The organism is Winogradskyella sp., assembly GCF_016744625.1.
Taxonomy (GTDB): Bacteria; Bacteroidota; Bacteroidia; order Flavobacteriales; family Flavobacteriaceae; genus Winogradskyella.
On the sequence record NZ_JADGDZ010000001.1, the window covers coordinates 112682 to 128494 of the forward strand.

General features: G+C 33.0%; 11 protein-coding genes. 5 read left to right on the plus strand and 6 right to left on the minus strand.

What is annotated here, in order from left to right:
* Positions 1-78 precede the first annotated feature (78 nt).
* The 3 genes from QZZ53_RS00470 to QZZ53_RS00480 all read left to right on the plus strand — a co-directional run bounded on the left by QZZ53_RS00470 (position 79) and on the right by QZZ53_RS00480 (position 6974).
* Positions 79-5655 carry an MG2 domain-containing protein gene (locus QZZ53_RS00470; protein WP_296380306.1) on the plus strand — a complete coding sequence of 1859 codons (5577 nt, stop codon included), beginning with the start codon at positions 79-81 and terminating at the stop codon, positions 5653-5655.
* Positions 5656-5810: 155 nt separating this feature from the next.
* The gene (locus QZZ53_RS00475; protein WP_296380308.1) at positions 5811-6662 is read left to right on the plus strand and encodes an SH3 domain-containing protein; all 852 of its coding nucleotides are present in this window, start codon (positions 5811-5813) and stop codon (positions 6660-6662) included.
* Between the two features lie 3 nt (positions 6663-6665).
* The gene (locus QZZ53_RS00480) at positions 6666-6974 is read left to right on the plus strand and encodes an antibiotic biosynthesis monooxygenase (RefSeq protein WP_296380310.1); all 309 of its coding nucleotides are present in this window, start codon (positions 6666-6668) and stop codon (positions 6972-6974) included.
* 109 nt (positions 6975-7083) lie between these two features.
* Here QZZ53_RS00480 and QZZ53_RS00485 read toward each other — a convergent pair whose 3' ends face one another.
* The 5 genes from QZZ53_RS00485 to QZZ53_RS00505 all read right to left on the minus strand — a co-directional run bounded on the left by QZZ53_RS00485 (position 7084) and on the right by QZZ53_RS00505 (position 11644).
* Entirely contained in the window at positions 7084-7818 is a 735-nt protein-coding gene (locus tag QZZ53_RS00485) for a T9SS type B sorting domain-containing protein (RefSeq protein WP_296380313.1), read from the minus strand.
* A gap of 295 nt (positions 7819-8113) precedes the next feature.
* A complete protein-coding gene (locus tag QZZ53_RS00490) occupies positions 8114-8635 on the minus strand; it encodes a hypothetical protein (RefSeq protein WP_296380316.1) in 522 nt (173 codons plus the stop codon).
* Between the two features lie 343 nt (positions 8636-8978).
* Positions 8979-10148, minus strand: coding sequence for a TDP-N-acetylfucosamine:lipid II N-acetylfucosaminyltransferase (locus QZZ53_RS00495; RefSeq protein ID WP_296380319.1), 1170 nt, complete (start codon positions 10146-10148; stop codon positions 8979-8981).
* Positions 10149-10158: 10 nt separating this feature from the next.
* Positions 10159-10800, minus strand: a complete 642-nt coding sequence (locus QZZ53_RS00500) for an acetyltransferase (RefSeq protein WP_296380321.1) — start codon at positions 10798-10800, stop codon at positions 10159-10161.
* Positions 10793-11644: a 3-keto-5-aminohexanoate cleavage protein gene (locus QZZ53_RS00505; RefSeq protein ID WP_296380323.1), complete on the minus strand. Its 852-nt coding sequence runs from the start codon at positions 11642-11644 to the stop codon at positions 10793-10795. The genes QZZ53_RS00500 and QZZ53_RS00505 overlap by 8 nt, the downstream gene beginning before the upstream one ends.
* A gap of 129 nt (positions 11645-11773) precedes the next feature.
* On the opposite strand from QZZ53_RS00505, the gene pbpC reads away from it, so the two are divergent.
* Both pbpC and QZZ53_RS00515 read left to right on the plus strand, forming a co-directional pair.
* Entirely contained in the window at positions 11774-14122 is a 2349-nt protein-coding gene (pbpC, locus tag QZZ53_RS00510) for a penicillin-binding protein 1C (protein WP_296380325.1), read from the plus strand.
* A 60-nt stretch (positions 14123-14182) separates the two neighbouring features.
* Complete coding sequence (locus QZZ53_RS00515) at positions 14183-14614, plus strand: hypothetical protein (RefSeq protein ID WP_296380328.1); 432 nt, start codon at positions 14183-14185, stop codon at positions 14612-14614.
* A gap of 60 nt (positions 14615-14674) precedes the next feature.
* On the opposite strand, the gene QZZ53_RS00520 is transcribed toward QZZ53_RS00515, so the two are convergent.
* On the minus strand, positions 14675-15754 hold the full coding sequence (locus tag QZZ53_RS00520) for an endonuclease/exonuclease/phosphatase family protein (RefSeq protein ID WP_296380330.1): 1080 nt from the start codon (positions 15752-15754) through the stop codon (positions 14675-14677).
* Positions 15755-15813: the final 59 nt, after the last annotated feature.

Here is a 15813-nt window from a genome sequence, read left to right on the forward strand (position 1 = left end):
ATATCAGCGTACTTAATTAACAAGAAAGTACCTACCCTTCTTTTTAATCGAAGTATCACACTAAATCCATCAACAATTATGCACATCAAAAAGCACGTCCTCCTACTCCTTATTGTAACGCTTGTATTTTCTTGTAAAAAAAAGCCAGTTGAGACAGATAACATATTTAAGTATAGAGATTACATCAGTTATACAACATCAGGAGTCGTTTCTGTAACAGCGCCAATCAAAATTAATCTTGCAGAAGCCGTTGAAGGTTGGGAAGCAGAGCAAGAGTTAGATACTGGTTTAATTTCTACACAACCTCATATTCAAGGGACTTTAAAAGCACTCAACAAACACACCTTACTATTTACACCAGACGAAGTTTTAGAGCCAGCAACGGCTTATGGAGTTACAGTGCAGTTAGGAGATATTTATAAAACAATTCCTGCAGAGTTTAAAAACTACACTTTTGAGTTTAAAACCATTACTCCAAGTTTTAGCATCATGACTAACAATCTACAATCCTATAGCAAGGAATGGCAATATGTATTGGGTCAATTACGCTCTTCGGATGTGATTTCTTTAGAAGATGCCAAACAATTAGTATCAGCAAAACAGAACAAAAAAGACTTAAATTTAGTTTGGCTCGAAGTGCCAGAACCTTCTAAGTATTTCGAATTTAGAATAGACAGCATCAAACGTCAAGTAGAAGACAGTAAAATTGATGTGTATTGGGATGGTAAAGCCATTAAAGCCGAAAACAAAGGAGATAACTTCATCAATATTCCTGGTAAAAATAACTTCAGTATTGTAGAAACAAACGTTATTCAAAATCCAGAACAGTATTTATCACTTAACTTTTCCGACCCTTTAAAAAAGCAACAAAACTTTGCAGGTTTAGTAACTATTCAAAATGTAAAAAACCCAAAATATATTGTAGATGGTAATGTTTTAAAAGTCTATCCTGACACCAAATTGGTTGGAGATATTAGAGTCGATGTCTTTACAGGAATTAAAAATACAGATGGTTTTAAACTAAAGACTGCATTTGTACAAACCTTAACCTTTGAAGAATTAAAACCACAAGTACGATTGGTTAGTAATGGTTCTATTTTACCAAATTCCAAAGACTTAAAATTCAATTTCGAAGCGGTAAACCTAAGTAAAGTTGACGTCAGAATTATAAAACTTTTTGAAGACAATGTACTTCAGTTTTTACAAACAAATAACTTAAACAGTAATAATGAATATGGCATAAAAAATGTCGGAAGACGTATTGCAAAAGAAACCATTACTTTAATACAAGATGGATCTCAAAACACAGGCAAATGGAAAGCCTATAGCATCGATTTGTCAAAATATATACAAGCAGATCCTGGAGCGATTTACAGAGTTGAAGTCGGATTTAAAAAAGCATATTCATTATACGATTGTACTTCGAATTCTGAAACTACTGACGTTGAAGAAGACGATTACTACGATGACTATTATGAGGAAGATTTCTATGCGTCAGATGACACCTCTGAAGAAGAACAAGAACTTAGAGAGGAACGCTATTGGGATAATTTAAGCTACAACTACAGAAACACCAATTACAGATATAGAGACAGAGATAATCCTTGTACAGATTCGTACTTTAATTATGGTAATAGAACGGTGTCGCTAAACTTAATCGGTTCTGATCTTGGAGTGATTGCAAAGCAAGGCAACGACAATACGTATTTCTTTGCTGTGACAAATATTCTATCCACAGATCCTGAAGCAAGTGCTAAAGTAACCTTATACAATTATCAGCAACAAGAACTAGCAAATGGTAACACCAACAATGAAGGAATTATAGAAATCGATGCTAAAAAACGAGCTGCTTTTGCTATTGTTTCAAAAGGAAAAAGTGTGAGCTACGTTAAGCTCTTTGATGGCAATTCTTTATCGCTAAGTAAGTTTGACGTTTCTGGAAATAGATTGCAACGTGGACTAAAAGGCTACATCTATGGCGAACGTGGTGTTTGGAGACCAGGTGATAGTTTGTTCTTAACATTTGTATTAAATGACAAGGCAAATAAGTTACCAAAAAGACATCCTGTTAAACTCGAAATTACAGACCCTGTTGGCAAGTTAGTTTACAGAAAAGTCTCAGTAGATAACATCAATAATTTCTTTGATTTTACCGTTCCAACATCTTCAGATTACAAAACCGGAAGCTACAATGCAAAGGTCTCTGTTGGTGGAGCTAACTTTACTAAAAACTTAAAAATTGAAACCGTTAAACCAAACCGATTAAAAATTAAAATAGATTTTAAAGATGAAGTTTTAACCAACAATAAACCATTACAAGGCGACTTAAACGTAGCATGGTTACATGGTGCACCAGCAAAAAATTTAAAAGCTGAAATCAAAGCAAAATTTATGACGTCGCATACTAGTTTTAAAAGCTATAAAAACTATGTGTTTAATGACCCAACTAAGAAATTCAGCACAGAAGAAACCAATGTTTTTGAAGGCTATTTAGATGCAGACGGAAAAGCTAAAGTCAATTCAGAATTAAATATTGGCAAAAATGCTCCAGGCATGTTAACGGCTCAATTTTTAGTGAGAGCGTTCGAAAATGGTGGTGACTTTTCACTCGATGCATTCACCATGCCTTATGCTCCTTATGAAAGTTTTGTAGGCTTGCAATCACCAAAAGGCAACAACTATGGTTCTTTCTTTACAGATGAAAACCACACCTTTGATATTGCAACGGTTACTGCTGAAGGCAAACCTATTCAGCGTAAAAAACTAGAAGTAAAAGTCTATAAAATTGAATGGCGTTGGTGGTGGAATTCCTCTTATGACAATCTATCGAGTTACGTGTCTAGTAATTATCACAGACCAGTTCAACAAAATGAAATAGATACAGATGCCAATGGAAAAGCAAGTTTTAAACTCAACATTCCCGAAAATGATCGTGGTCGTTATTTAATTAGAGTTGTGGATCCTGTAAGTGGTCATGCAACTGGTCGTACAGCATATTTTTATAGAAACTGGTGGTCTAACTCAGCTTCAGGAGATAAAGAAGCTGCTAAAATGTTAGTCTTCTCAACAGATAAAGACAACTATAATGTTGGTGATACCGCAAAACTCACTTTCCCTTCAGGTAGTGAAGGTAGAGCTTTAGTAAGTATTGAAAATGGTACGGAAGTTTTACAACACCAATGGGTAAAAACCAAGCCAGGTGAAACTACGATTGATATTCCGGTAACGAAAGACATGGCACCAAATGTGTTTATTAATATTTCATTATTACAACCACATGCCATTACATCGAATGATTTACCAATTCGTTTGTATGGAGTGATTCCTATGATGGTAGAAAATCCGGCAACGAAATTAGAGCCACAAATTAGCATGCCAGATGCTATTCAACCAGAGCAATCTTACGAGATAAAAGTCTCTGAAAAGAATAACAAAGCAATGACTTATACGATTGCAGTTGTCGAAGAAGGCTTACTAGATTTAACACGTTTTAAAACACCAAACGCTTGGAATAGTTTCTACGCTCGCGAAGCGTTAGGGGTAAAAACTTGGGACATTTTCGATGATGTTATTGGATCCTATTCTGGTAGTATAGATCAAGTCTTCGCGATTGGTGGAGATGGTTCTGCTGCAAAAGGAAAGAATAAAAAAGCGAATCGCTTTAAGCCAGTAGTCACCTATTTAGGACCTTTCTTATTAAGCGCAGGAAAAACAAAAACACATCAGCTCAAAATGCCAAATTATGTTGGCGCTGTTAGAACGATGGTTGTGGCTGGCGACAACTCTAATGAAGCTTATGGTAGTGCTGAGAAATCAGTACAAGTTAAAAAACCATTAATGGTATTGGCAACTTTGCCACGTAAGTTAAGTCCTGGTGAAAAAGTTACCTTGCCAGTCACAGTTTTCGCTATGGAAAAGAAAGTGAAAGACGTGAAACTTACTGTAAACGTGAGTGACGGAATTATAGTAAAAGGAAATAAAACACAATCGCTTCAATTTAGCAAGCCAGATGAAAAAATGGTCTATTTTGAATTGGATGTGACCAAAGCAAAAGGTATCAACACTATTGAAGTCGTTGCGACAGGTAATGGTGAAAAATCAACTTACAAAGTTGAGATTGATGTCGAGAATCCAAACCCAAGGACCTCTCGTATAATTGATAAAGAATTACAAGCTAACAGCAATCAAAAGATTGATATTACAACCTTTGGAGTACCAGGAAGCAATTCAGCAACGGTAGAATTTTCAACTTTACCTCCAATGGATTTCACAAAGCGAATGGAATATTTAATTCGCTATCCACATGGCTGTGTAGAGCAAACCACCTCTGGTGTTTTTCCACAGTTGTTCTTAACAGACATCTTCGATTTAACGCCTCAAAAGAAAAAGCAGGTGCAAAGCAATATTGAAAACGGAATTAGACGCTTAGGAAATTTCCAAAATGCAAGTGGCGGATTAGGCTATTGGATGGGTGAAAGTTCTGCCAATGATTGGGGAACAAGTTATGCTGGTCATTTTATGATCGAAGCTGAGAAAAAAGGTTTTGTTTTACCATTAACTTTTAAAAGCAATTGGATTGCCTACCAAAGACAAGCAGCTCGTAATTGGAGGCCAAGCTATAGACATTATCATAGTGATTTTGCACAAGCCTATCGTTTATATACGTTGGCTTTGGCTGGTAGTCCGGATTTGGCTAGTATGAACAGACTAAGAGAATTCGATGAAATGTCTAACGATGCTAAATGGAGATTAGCCGCTGCTTATGCCTTAGCTGGCCAAAAAGAAGCTAGTGACGCGATTTCAAAACTAGCTAATATTGATTTTCAAAGTCCAGAAAGGGATAATTATACTTATGGATCTGTGCATAGAAATAGAGCTATGGCTTTAGAAACTATGTTACTTACAAATCATCCTAAAAAGACGGATTTAGCAAAATCTATAGCAAAATCATTAGCAAGTAGTCGTTGGATGAGTACGCAAACCACAGCATATAATCTGCTAGCTATTGGTAAAATGATAACGCAAAATGGTGGAAAGGAATTAAAGCTAACGTACAAAATCAATGGCAAAACAGAAACTATTGATACGCAAAACGGTATTGCACAACGCGATATTCCTATTAATGAAGGAGCGAATCAGATGACAATTACAAATAGTAAAGACAACCGAGTTTATGTTCGCGTTCTGAATTCTGGTAAATTAAAATTAGGCGAAGAATTGGCAGAACAACGCGGCTTTTCTATCTCGACCGTTTATAAAGATTTACAAGGTAATAAAATTGATATCACTAATCTACAACAAGGACAAGACTTTGTAGCAACTGTTAGTATTTCAAATTTAACTAGAGATTATGTTAATGATGTGGCCTTAACACAGATTTTCCCTTCAGGTTGGGATATTGTCAACACACGTTTTACAGATTTTGGAGATACAACAGTAAGTAACGCAAGGTTTACAGATATAAGAGATGACCGTGTTAATTTCTATTTCAATATGAATAGAAAAGGAAATCATGGAACAAAAACATTTACTGTAATGTTGAACGCGTCCTATTTAGGCACATACTATTTACCAGGAGTTCAAGCTGAAGCTATGTATGACAATGACGACTATTTGGTAAGGAATAAAGGTAAATGGGTAACTGTTGAGAAGTAACCAAATTCCTGAGTAGGCAGAAATCTCATGATATGAAATTAGATACTGAAACAAGTTCATAGCATGGCAAAATAATAAACTAAATACTTGCTGGTCGACAAGCAAGACACGAAGAAAACAAACCGCTAAAATGTTTAACTTAAAAACAAGAAATTATGAAAATTACAAAACAGATTTTAGCGATCGCATTGGTATTCAATGTAGTAGTATTAACAGCACAAAAAGAAGCGTATGTAGCCGCAGAAAGTGGTTTGTCTCTTAGAGATCAACCCGACGTTAGTGCAAAAATGCTGACGAAATTATCCTATGGAGAAGCCATTGGTATTTTGGAAGAAACTGACAAAAAACTAGTTATTGTTGATGCTGGTAAAAAAGTATCTGGAGAATGGGTGAAGGTGGAGACCAGAAATCACATTGGCTATGTATTCAACGGCTATTTATCACCAGATAAAATTGCCCGAACTATTCGCCTTAGGCTAGAAAAATTGAATGTGGAAATTAAAAACTTAGCCACAAGTGATTATAAAAGGTCACACAGATTAAAGGAAGAAGATTCTGCTACAATTAATGTAGATGCTAGTGATTCTCCAGAAGGGAAAAGCATTGTTCTAATAGACAATGATTATAAACATGTGAGTCTCTTTCAACGTTATGAAAACAGTTTCTCTTTTATGAGTACCGATGCTAAATGTAATTCAAACGAATGGAAGCAATTTGATACAGAATGGAAGCCACTTAAACAATTAAAGTCTAACACTTTTGAAACCTTAACCTTCACAGAAAAGGACTGGATTAATTTTATTGAAACAGCTACCAGAGATTTAAAAGATGAGGTTGTAGATAAATGTGGTGAAGACTGGTTGGCTTATGTGAAAACTATAGAAAACACAAAAGATTTTCCGGTTAGTGTATCTACAAACCGTGTTTTTATTAAATTTATACTGACAGATTTTGAAGATAATATTACTGAAAAAATAATTGAATTTGAAATGCCAGAAGGTTCTTAAACAATGAAAGATTTTAAACCATACTTTGCTGTAATATTTACATCAACACATACAGAACATACTAAAGGCTATGCAGAAATGGCTGAAAAAATGGAAAGCCTAGCCAAACAACAAAAAGGTTATATAGGTGTCGATTCTGCTAAAAACGACGTAGGTATTACAGTAAGTTATTGGGAAAGTTTAGATGCTATTAAAAACTGGAAAGCTAATACAGAGCATTTATTCGCGCAACAAAAAGGGCGCGAGCAATGGTACAATTGGTACAATGTTAGAATTTGTAAGGTAGAACGCGAGTATGAATTTAAAAAGTAACATCATTACGAGGAATGAAGTGACGTGGTAATCTATATATTACCTGGCACTAAGCATTATGAAATTGCCACTGCTGACAAAAAAAGTCAGCTTCGCAATGACTCTTCAATTAATGTTTCAAAGCAAAGTGTCCCTTAAACTCTTTGCTATCTAATACAATACAATACCAATAATCTGAAGTTGGTAGAACATTACCATTAAATATTCCGTCCCAAAACACATTACTGTTAATTGCAGAGTACAATAATTTGCCGTATCGATCGAAAATATAGACCTCTGTTGATGTAAAAAATTGTGCAACATTTAGAACAAAGAAGTCATTATCTCCATCATCATTCGGAGTCATAAATTTTTGAATGTAAAAGTGGAAATATTCTTGAGTTACCACAACATCACACTCATTAGACTTTACATAAATTGTATATAGTCCACTTGGTAAGCCAATAAATACATTACTAAATTGATAATCTATGCCATCAAGTGAATATTGATAGCCACCATTATTAGCAAGATTTACAATTATAGAACTTCCTTGGGTTATGACATTCTCTATTATTGGATTCGCAATTTCTGTTACGATAAATGTTATTATTTCTGTGAGACAACCATCTGTAACTTCTACTTCATAACTACCTTCACTGTCAACTATTATTGATTGAGACATTTCACCAGAAGCCCATTGATACTGAAGGTTTATTATTGAAGAGGTTGCTACAAGCATTATATCTTCCCCTTCGCAAAAGGACACAAATTCATCACTAAATTCTAAAGGTTGTGTTCCTATAATCTCCCATTCGCAGGTGTTTTCATTAAATGAAGTGGATTCCCAACACTCTAAGTCCATTGGCTCCTCAGGTTGTACTCCCGATACTTCCCAAGTACAAGTAACGTTATTAAATGTAGTAGTTTCCCAACACTCAAGAGTAGGCTGTATAGGTTGTGTGCCTATAACTTCCCATGAGCAAGTTGCATTATTAAACGTTGCGGTTTCCCAACATTCTATCTTTGGTTGAACTTGTTGTATTCCTGTTATATCCCAACTACATGTTGTGTTATTGAATACCGTACTTTCCCAACACTCTAATCCAGTAGGTATAGCTGGTTGTGTACCTGTAACTTCCCATAAGCAAGTTGTACTCTTAAAAGCAGCAACTTCCCAGCATTCGATTACTGGCTAAAAGATTAGTATCTGTATTATCCCAAATTTCAAATTTTACATTTATTGGAATAACTCCAGAACCGCAAAACCCACCTAAAGGAGAAAGATTAAGTAACCAAGATGAAAACTCATAGGTTGTATTTTCACATAAACCACTTATTGTTGTTCTATAAAATTCACCAGCTGTAAAATTAGAATTTACAATTAGCATTCTTTCATTTGTATCATTTGGAGTATGGTCATTTATATCAAACCAGTCAAAATAGTCAGAATTACTTGACACTGTATAAAGTCCGTCATTTGGGTTTTGACCATTAGCATATACATACGAAGTTGTACCTACAGGTAACGATGAATCCTGTAATCCTATTCCAAAAGTTTCTGTAAAAATTGGATCTCCTGAATTACCTTGGCAAAATCCCAATTGCGCATGTATCTCTTTTGAAAAAAAAGAAATGCAAATAATTATGACTATTTTAAGATCTAAGAAAGCGTTTCGCACGTTTAAATATATAGATAAGTCTATGTAGTAATTTTAACTTTTCGACGAAATAATCATAAAAAACCCGTTTGCATAGTACATGTATAGGTTAATAAGGTGTTTTAAGAGAAATGCTTCTGACTTATCTTAAGCAGAAAGTGCTACTTTGTCTGTATTACCAAATACACCTAGCTTAATTTGTCCTATAAAAAATCAAAAAAAGTATGTTAGATAGATAGAATCGTTTATTAAAAGAGTCGCAAGAAACAATAAATAGTAAGAAACGTATAAAGACTACTGTGAGCATCAATTTACAAGAACAAGTAAATACTATAAGCAACATCATAAATTGTTAAGCAAAAATCTACTTATAAATTTCTTCTTGTTTTTCTTTAGTAAATTTTTGTAGTTTTTTAATTAATTTAATAGCTGTAGACCGCCTCCATTGTTCGGAAATAATTTGTTTATTCTCAGCGATTTGCAAACTCGTCAAGGGTATTAAATTATATGTATTCCCTGTTAAATCTTGTATTGAAAAAATATGAATACCTAGTTTTTTACATTGTATATAAATCGGATTTTCTTTCCTTAAAAACACTTTTGCACCTTTGTATAATACAGTATTTATATTACCTCTCGCTTGTTGACGAGTATGATTCATGATAACAAACCCACACGATTCTATTTTTTTATAGTACGCTTCTAAAGAAAGAAAATCCATAAGTGCATCAACCTTATTTCTTCCTAAAAAAAAGACACTAAAGTTTTTTATGATTTTAGCATATATTTTACTTCCATAACTAAGTGGAATAACAACTTTTATGTCTTTGAAATTTAATTTTCTTAATAATAAAATAGCCTCAAGATGGTTATTCGATGCATATGCAGAGTTACCCAATAAAATATTATTCCCAGAAAAACTTTTAGAACCAACATTAAATGTATCTTCTAAAGTATATGAGTTTAGATAAAGATGCTTAGCAGTTAATTTAGGAATAGCTTTTAATAAAATAGGGTAAAGCTCTTTTTGAATTGAGACTACGTCTATTCTATTATATGGAAAATTTTTGTCTTTAGAACTAGTGGAAATTATTTTATTAAATCTTTTTAATTTAGATTTTAATTTCGTTTTTGCATCAAAAAAACTCAATGTTTTAGAAAATACTTCTATGATTTTAGAATATGGTAAAGTTACTTTATTTGTAAAGGGAGCAATAATGTTTGCATAATCTCCTCCCCAAGAATGCCATACTATTAGTGTTTGTGGCAATGCATCTCTTAAAACTTTTTCATAAACAGGAAACAAATAATGAATAACAATACAATCAACATTTTTTATCTCTTCTTGTAATTCTTCAGACTCAAAATAATTATCATATATAACACTTATGTTATTCAAATTATTTGTAAATCTTTGAAGCTGTTTTACAGGCTGATATATTTTCCATGTGTTACTTCCTGGAAAAGCTTCTTCATACAACCCATGAGTTAATGGTATTACCTTTTCATCAAATGCAAAATGTACTATTCTCAATTTATTGAAGTTAATTCTCGTTTTTTCTAATTACTTTACATGGATTACCATAGGCTACAACATTGCTTTCAATATTTTTTGTTACTAAAGCTCCTGCTCCGATAATAACATTTTTCCCAATTTCAATACCATCAATAATATAAGCTCCCATACCTATAGTTGTCCCTTTTCCTATTGTTACAAACCCTGCAATATGAGCTCCAGGATTTACAGTAACATAATCACCTAAATTAGAATGATGACCGACAGAAGCATTTCTATTAATGGTTACATAATTCCCTATTTTAGTTTGCCCAGCAATTGAGACATGACTATTTATCATACATCCAAACCCCATATTTACTGTTGATGATATTTCAACTGACTTGTTTATAACATTTGTCATCTTAGACCAGTGTTCTAAAAACAATTTAGACACTTTCTGTTTATTTATTGCTTTATTAACACCCAGAAACAACAAATCTGTTTTCTCTGGCATTGATGAAACAATAGTAGTATCAAATTTATTGTTGATATATGCGTGACGAGGTTCTATTTGTAAATTATTAACAATCTCAATTTGAGGAAACCAATTAAGCGACTCAAGATTATCAAAAATCATAGTTAATACAGGTTCGCTAAATCCTAAAATCGTGAGTTTATTATTAGACATGAGTATTTACATTTAATTTGTTGCCAAACCCTTCATTTCTCAAACTTAATGGCGTTTTAAACTCTTTCTCATTAATTTCAATCAATTGATGTATTCTTTTCAGTAACTGAATATTAGTTGCTTTTTGTGTCTTCTTAGTGTCATACCAAATATTATCCTCTAACCCAACTCTAACACCATAGCTCTGTGAGATAGCAAGACTATTAACTTTAAGTTGATTAACACCTAAACCTGCAAAAACAACTTTACTATTTTTAGGTATTTGTTGCAATGCCGTAGATATAGTTGTTAAATCTGCTTGCATACCTGAGATATTACCAAATAATAAATTCCAATAGTATGGACCTTCAATTATGTTCTTTTCAATAAGGTATTTCCCATAATTAATCATTCCTAACCCAAAACATTCTAATTCAGGAATTACACCATATGCCTTCATTTTTTCAGCAAGTTTAATAATCATATCAGGATTATTTACAGATGCATTTTTAATAAAATTTAGTGATGATAATGTTAGTGAGCACATATCAGGCATTAATTCTATTATCTCTGATCTTTTTTCAAATTCTGACACATTTCTACCAGATGTACTTCCACATATTATCAAGTCTGGACAATATTTCCGTACTCCTTCAAAAATCTTAGTGTATACGCTACTCCTATGTGTTGGCACTCCATTATCTTCTCTTGCATGTAAATGAGCTATAGTTATTCCTACTTCATATGCCTGATGCGTTTGTTCAATAATTTCTGAAGGTGAAATTGGAACAAATGGTGTATGAGCCTTAGTTGGAATCATTCCAGTAGGGCAAAAATTAATAATTATTTTATTTAATAAATCCATAAACAAGTAACCAATGTGCTTTCCAACAAATATAACAAAGCAGCAATAAAATTTTATGCTTCAAGAATAAATATTAAAATTGTCTTAACTAAACATCTAAAAGGGCTACGCTGAAAGTATATATTCTAAGTGCAAATAACCAACTACATAAAACGAAACAAAATAAAGTCTGCTATTCTAGCAATACTATTGTTAATCTATTATTTCTGTTTACCTCAGCAATTATTTAAAGATCCTACAGCAACGGTTATTACAAGTAATTCTGATAAACTTTTAGGTGCACTAATTGCAAAAGATGGTCAATGGAGATTTCCGGCGAGTGATAGTGTACCAGATAAATTTAAGACTTGTATTCTTCAGTTTGAAGACGAATACTTTTACAAACATCCTGGTTTTAATCCGATTTCAATTTTTAAAGCTTTAAAAGGCAACCTAAGTTCTGGTTCTGTAAAACGTGGCGGAAGTACGATAACGCAACAAGTCATTCGGTTATCTCGAAAAGGACAATCGAGAACTTATTTTGAAAAATTTAAAGAACTGATTTTGGCAACACGATTAGAATTTAGATTATCAAAAGATGATATTCTAAATCTATATGCTAGTCACGCACCATTTGGTGGTAATGTTGTCGGAATTGATGCAGCATCTTGGAGGTATTTTAATAGAAATGCTTCTGATTTATCTTGGGCAGAAAGTGCAACTTTAGCTGTATTGCCAAATGCCCCAAGTTTAATTTATCCTGGAAAAAACCAAAAACGATTATTAAACAAACGCAATCGTTTATTAAAAAAGTTGTTTGAAAATGGCACAATCGATGAACTCACTTATGATTTGTCTATAATTGAAGGCTTACCACAAAAACCATATCCATTACCTCAAATCGCGCCTCATTTGCTTCAGAAAATCGCCAGAAAAAATAAAGGCGAACGCATTAAAACCACAATTAAGGTATCACTACAAGAACAAACAAACGCTATTGTAAAACAGCATTATAACCTATTGAAGCAAAATGAAATTTATAATATCTCTGTATTAGTTTTAGATGTAAATACGAGAGAAGTTTTGACCTATATAGGCAATTCACCAACTGATAATGCGCATCAAAAAAGCGTAGATATTATAGATAAGCCTAGAAGTACTGGTAGTATTCTAAAACCGTTTTTATATGCTTCAATGTTAGATGCTGGTGATTTATTGCCAAATACTTTAGTTGCAGATGTGCCAACACAATTTGGGAGTTATCAACCCGAAAATTTCAACAAGTCCTACGACGGAGCTGTATTTGCAAATGAAGCTTTATCTCGTTCTCTTAATGTTCCTGCTGTGCGAATGCTTCAAGACTTTGGTTTAGATCGATTTTATCACTATTTAAAACAACTCCAATTAAAAGATTTAAAATACAATGCCAATCATTATGGCTTGTCTTTAGTACTTGGTGGAGCTGAGAGTAACCTTTGGGACTTATGCAAAAGCTATTCAGCTATGGCTTCGACTTTAAATCATTTTAATGCTAATTCGAGTCAGTATTTTACGAATGAGTTTTGTCAACCAATTTATAACTCAAAGCAATCTATTGACTTCGGAAAACTAACTAATGAGAAAACAGTTTTTGATGCTGCTTCTATCTATCTCACTTTTGAAAGTATGAAACAAGTGAATCGTCCAGAAAGTGATGAAAGTTGGGGGTTTTACGATTCTTCTCAAGAAATTGCATGGAAAACAGGAACCAGTTTTGGGTTTAGAGACGCATGGGCAATTGGTACAACAAAAGATTATGTAGTTGGTGTTTGGGTTGGTAATGCAGATGGTGAAGGACGACCTGGTTTAGTTGGTGTACAAACTGCAGCGCCTATTCTTTTTGATGTGTTTGATGTATTACCCAAAAGTGAATGGTTTGCTAAACCTTATGATGAAATGCTAGAAGTTAATATTTGCAAAAAAAGTGGTTATAGAGCCTCTTCAATTTGCGATAATACTGAACTACGATATATTCAAGTAAGTGGACAGAAAACAGAGCCTTGTCCGTTTCATCAATTGGTACATTTAGATACATCTGAACGTTATCAAGTAAACTCATCTTGCGAAGCATTTTCTAATATTAATAATAAACCTTGGTTTGTTTTACCACCTTTACAAGCTTATTATTTTAAAACAAAGAATCCATTTTATAAGGCTTTGCCTCCGTATAGAGGTGACTGTGCTGAAGCTTCAGGGATTTCAATGGAATTTATCTATCCAAATCAACAAAGCACTATTTTTCTACCTAAAAATTTTGATGGTAACACTAACGATTTAGTCTTAAAAGTAGCGCACTCAAAACCAGAGTTAGAACTCTACTGGTATATTGACAATCAATTTATTGGTAGCACAAAAGACATACATGATATGGCTGTTTTACCAAGCTCTGGAGAGCATATGATTACGGTTATGGATGAACTTGGTAATGAACTGAAACATAAAATTACTATTTCGGAGTGATAACATTCACCTTCAAATCCTTACTTTTGCCTCAATAAATTAATTAATCAAATTATAAAGATGATGCAATTTTTACATTCATATTGGGCTTATTTAGTGTTAGTGGTTTTGGTTTTAGCAACAGGAAATGCCCTCATTAAATTTTTTGGAGACAAAGAATTTGATGCAAAAGATTTTAGAATTTCGTTGTTTGCTTTAATTACAATGCACATTCAATTGTTATTGGGAATCATCTTGTTTTTCACTAAAGATTATTTTACAACCATAAATGAAGTTGGTGGTATGGGCGAGGTAATGAAAAACTCTTTACTACGCTCTAATATTATTGAGCATCCATTAACAATGATAATCGCTGTAACTTTAGTGACAATTGGCTACTCTAAACACAAAAAGAAGCTCGTGTCTAAACCAAAATTTAAGATACTAGCAATTTTTTATACTATCGCATTAGTTTTAGTATTAGCTAAAATTCCTTGGAATCTCTGGTTGTAATAAATTAAAAAAGCGTTTAGAAATAATTCTAAACGCTTTTTTTATACTCTAAACAGATTCTTAATTTTCTGTTTTAGTCTTCTTTTCTTTCACTTCTTTAATTAAATAAACATATACAGGAAAGTGATCACTAAAGCCATTGGTAAAGTTACCATTTGCAAAACTTCTAAAAGGATAACCTTTGTATCTTCCGCGTTTATTAGTTAAATACGCTTTATTATATATACCTGCTTTATAAAATCTAAATGAAGAATAATCTTTTTCCAAAAGTGGTTGTGTCATTAAAATCTGATCAAACAAACTCCAGGCATCTCTATAGGCATTAGAACCTAAGCCCTTTTTAAAAAATTCCTCCATCGGATTATAAATTCCTTTAAATCCTACTTTTTTTATTTTTCTTTCTGCTTTTAAAACCTCTTTAACACTTGCGTTGGTTGGATTATCATTTAAATCTCCCATAGTAAAAATCTTAGCATAAGGATCTATTGATTGTAATGAATCTATAATGCGTTTATTCAGTTTTGCTGCTCCAACTCTTTTAGATCTACTTCTTGCCTCACCGCCACTTCGAGATGGCCAGTGATTAACAATAACATGAATTAAATCTCCCTCTAACTCTCCAGTAACTAATAACTGATTTCTTGTAAACACACGTTCCCTAGATAAATCATCATAGATAAGTAATTCGTGAGAACTAGTCGTTATAGGCTTAAAAAGTGATTTTTGAAATAATAAAGCAACATCTATTCCTCTTTTATCCGGAGAATCGTAATGAATAATGCCATAATCCTTATTTAATAATTGTGGGTCATTTACCAAATCTACAAGCACCTCTCTATTTTCAACTTCTGAAACGCCAATAATCGCAGGAGTATTTTTAGTGTCATCAAATCCAATATCGGCAACTACTCTTGCCATATTGCGAACCTTCTTTTTATAAACTTCACCTCTATTAGATGCGCTCATTTCCATTATAGGACTTGCTTCATCATATTTTGTTGGATCATTTATACTGTCAAATAAATTCTCTAAATTATAGAAGGCTACTGTGTTAATTTTAAATTTCTTCTTTTCTTGAGCATGTACATTAATAAATGCGAAAACAAATAAAATTATTAGAATTAGTTTTAAATTTTTCATTTAGCGTATGTTATGTTAACATTAATCCCATTACAAATGTTAAGCCAAAAGTATATATT

What these genes read in the sequence shown, in the direction of transcription:
- QZZ53_RS00470 (WP_296380306.1), top strand. Translation starts at nt 79, where the DNA reads ATGCACATCAAAAAGCACGTCCTCCTACTCCTTATTGTAACGCTTGTA.
- QZZ53_RS00485 (WP_296380313.1), bottom strand. Translation starts at nt 7,818, where the DNA reads ATGGACTTAGAGTGTTGGGAATCCACTTCATTTAATGAAAACACCTGC.
- QZZ53_RS00475 (WP_296380308.1), top strand. Translation starts at nt 5,811, where the DNA reads ATGAAAATTACAAAACAGATTTTAGCGATCGCATTGGTATTCAATGTA.
- QZZ53_RS00505 (WP_296380323.1), bottom strand. Translation starts at nt 11,644, where the DNA reads ATGGATTTATTAAATAAAATAATTATTAATTTTTGCCCTACTGGAATG.
- QZZ53_RS00500 (WP_296380321.1), bottom strand. Translation starts at nt 10,800, where the DNA reads ATGTCTAATAATAAACTCACGATTTTAGGATTTAGCGAACCTGTATTA.
- QZZ53_RS00515 (WP_296380328.1), top strand. Translation starts at nt 14,183, where the DNA reads ATGATGCAATTTTTACATTCATATTGGGCTTATTTAGTGTTAGTGGTT.
- QZZ53_RS00520 (WP_296380330.1), bottom strand. Translation starts at nt 15,754, where the DNA reads ATGAAAAATTTAAAACTAATTCTAATAATTTTATTTGTTTTCGCATTT.
- QZZ53_RS00480 (WP_296380310.1), top strand. Translation starts at nt 6,666, where the DNA reads ATGAAAGATTTTAAACCATACTTTGCTGTAATATTTACATCAACACAT.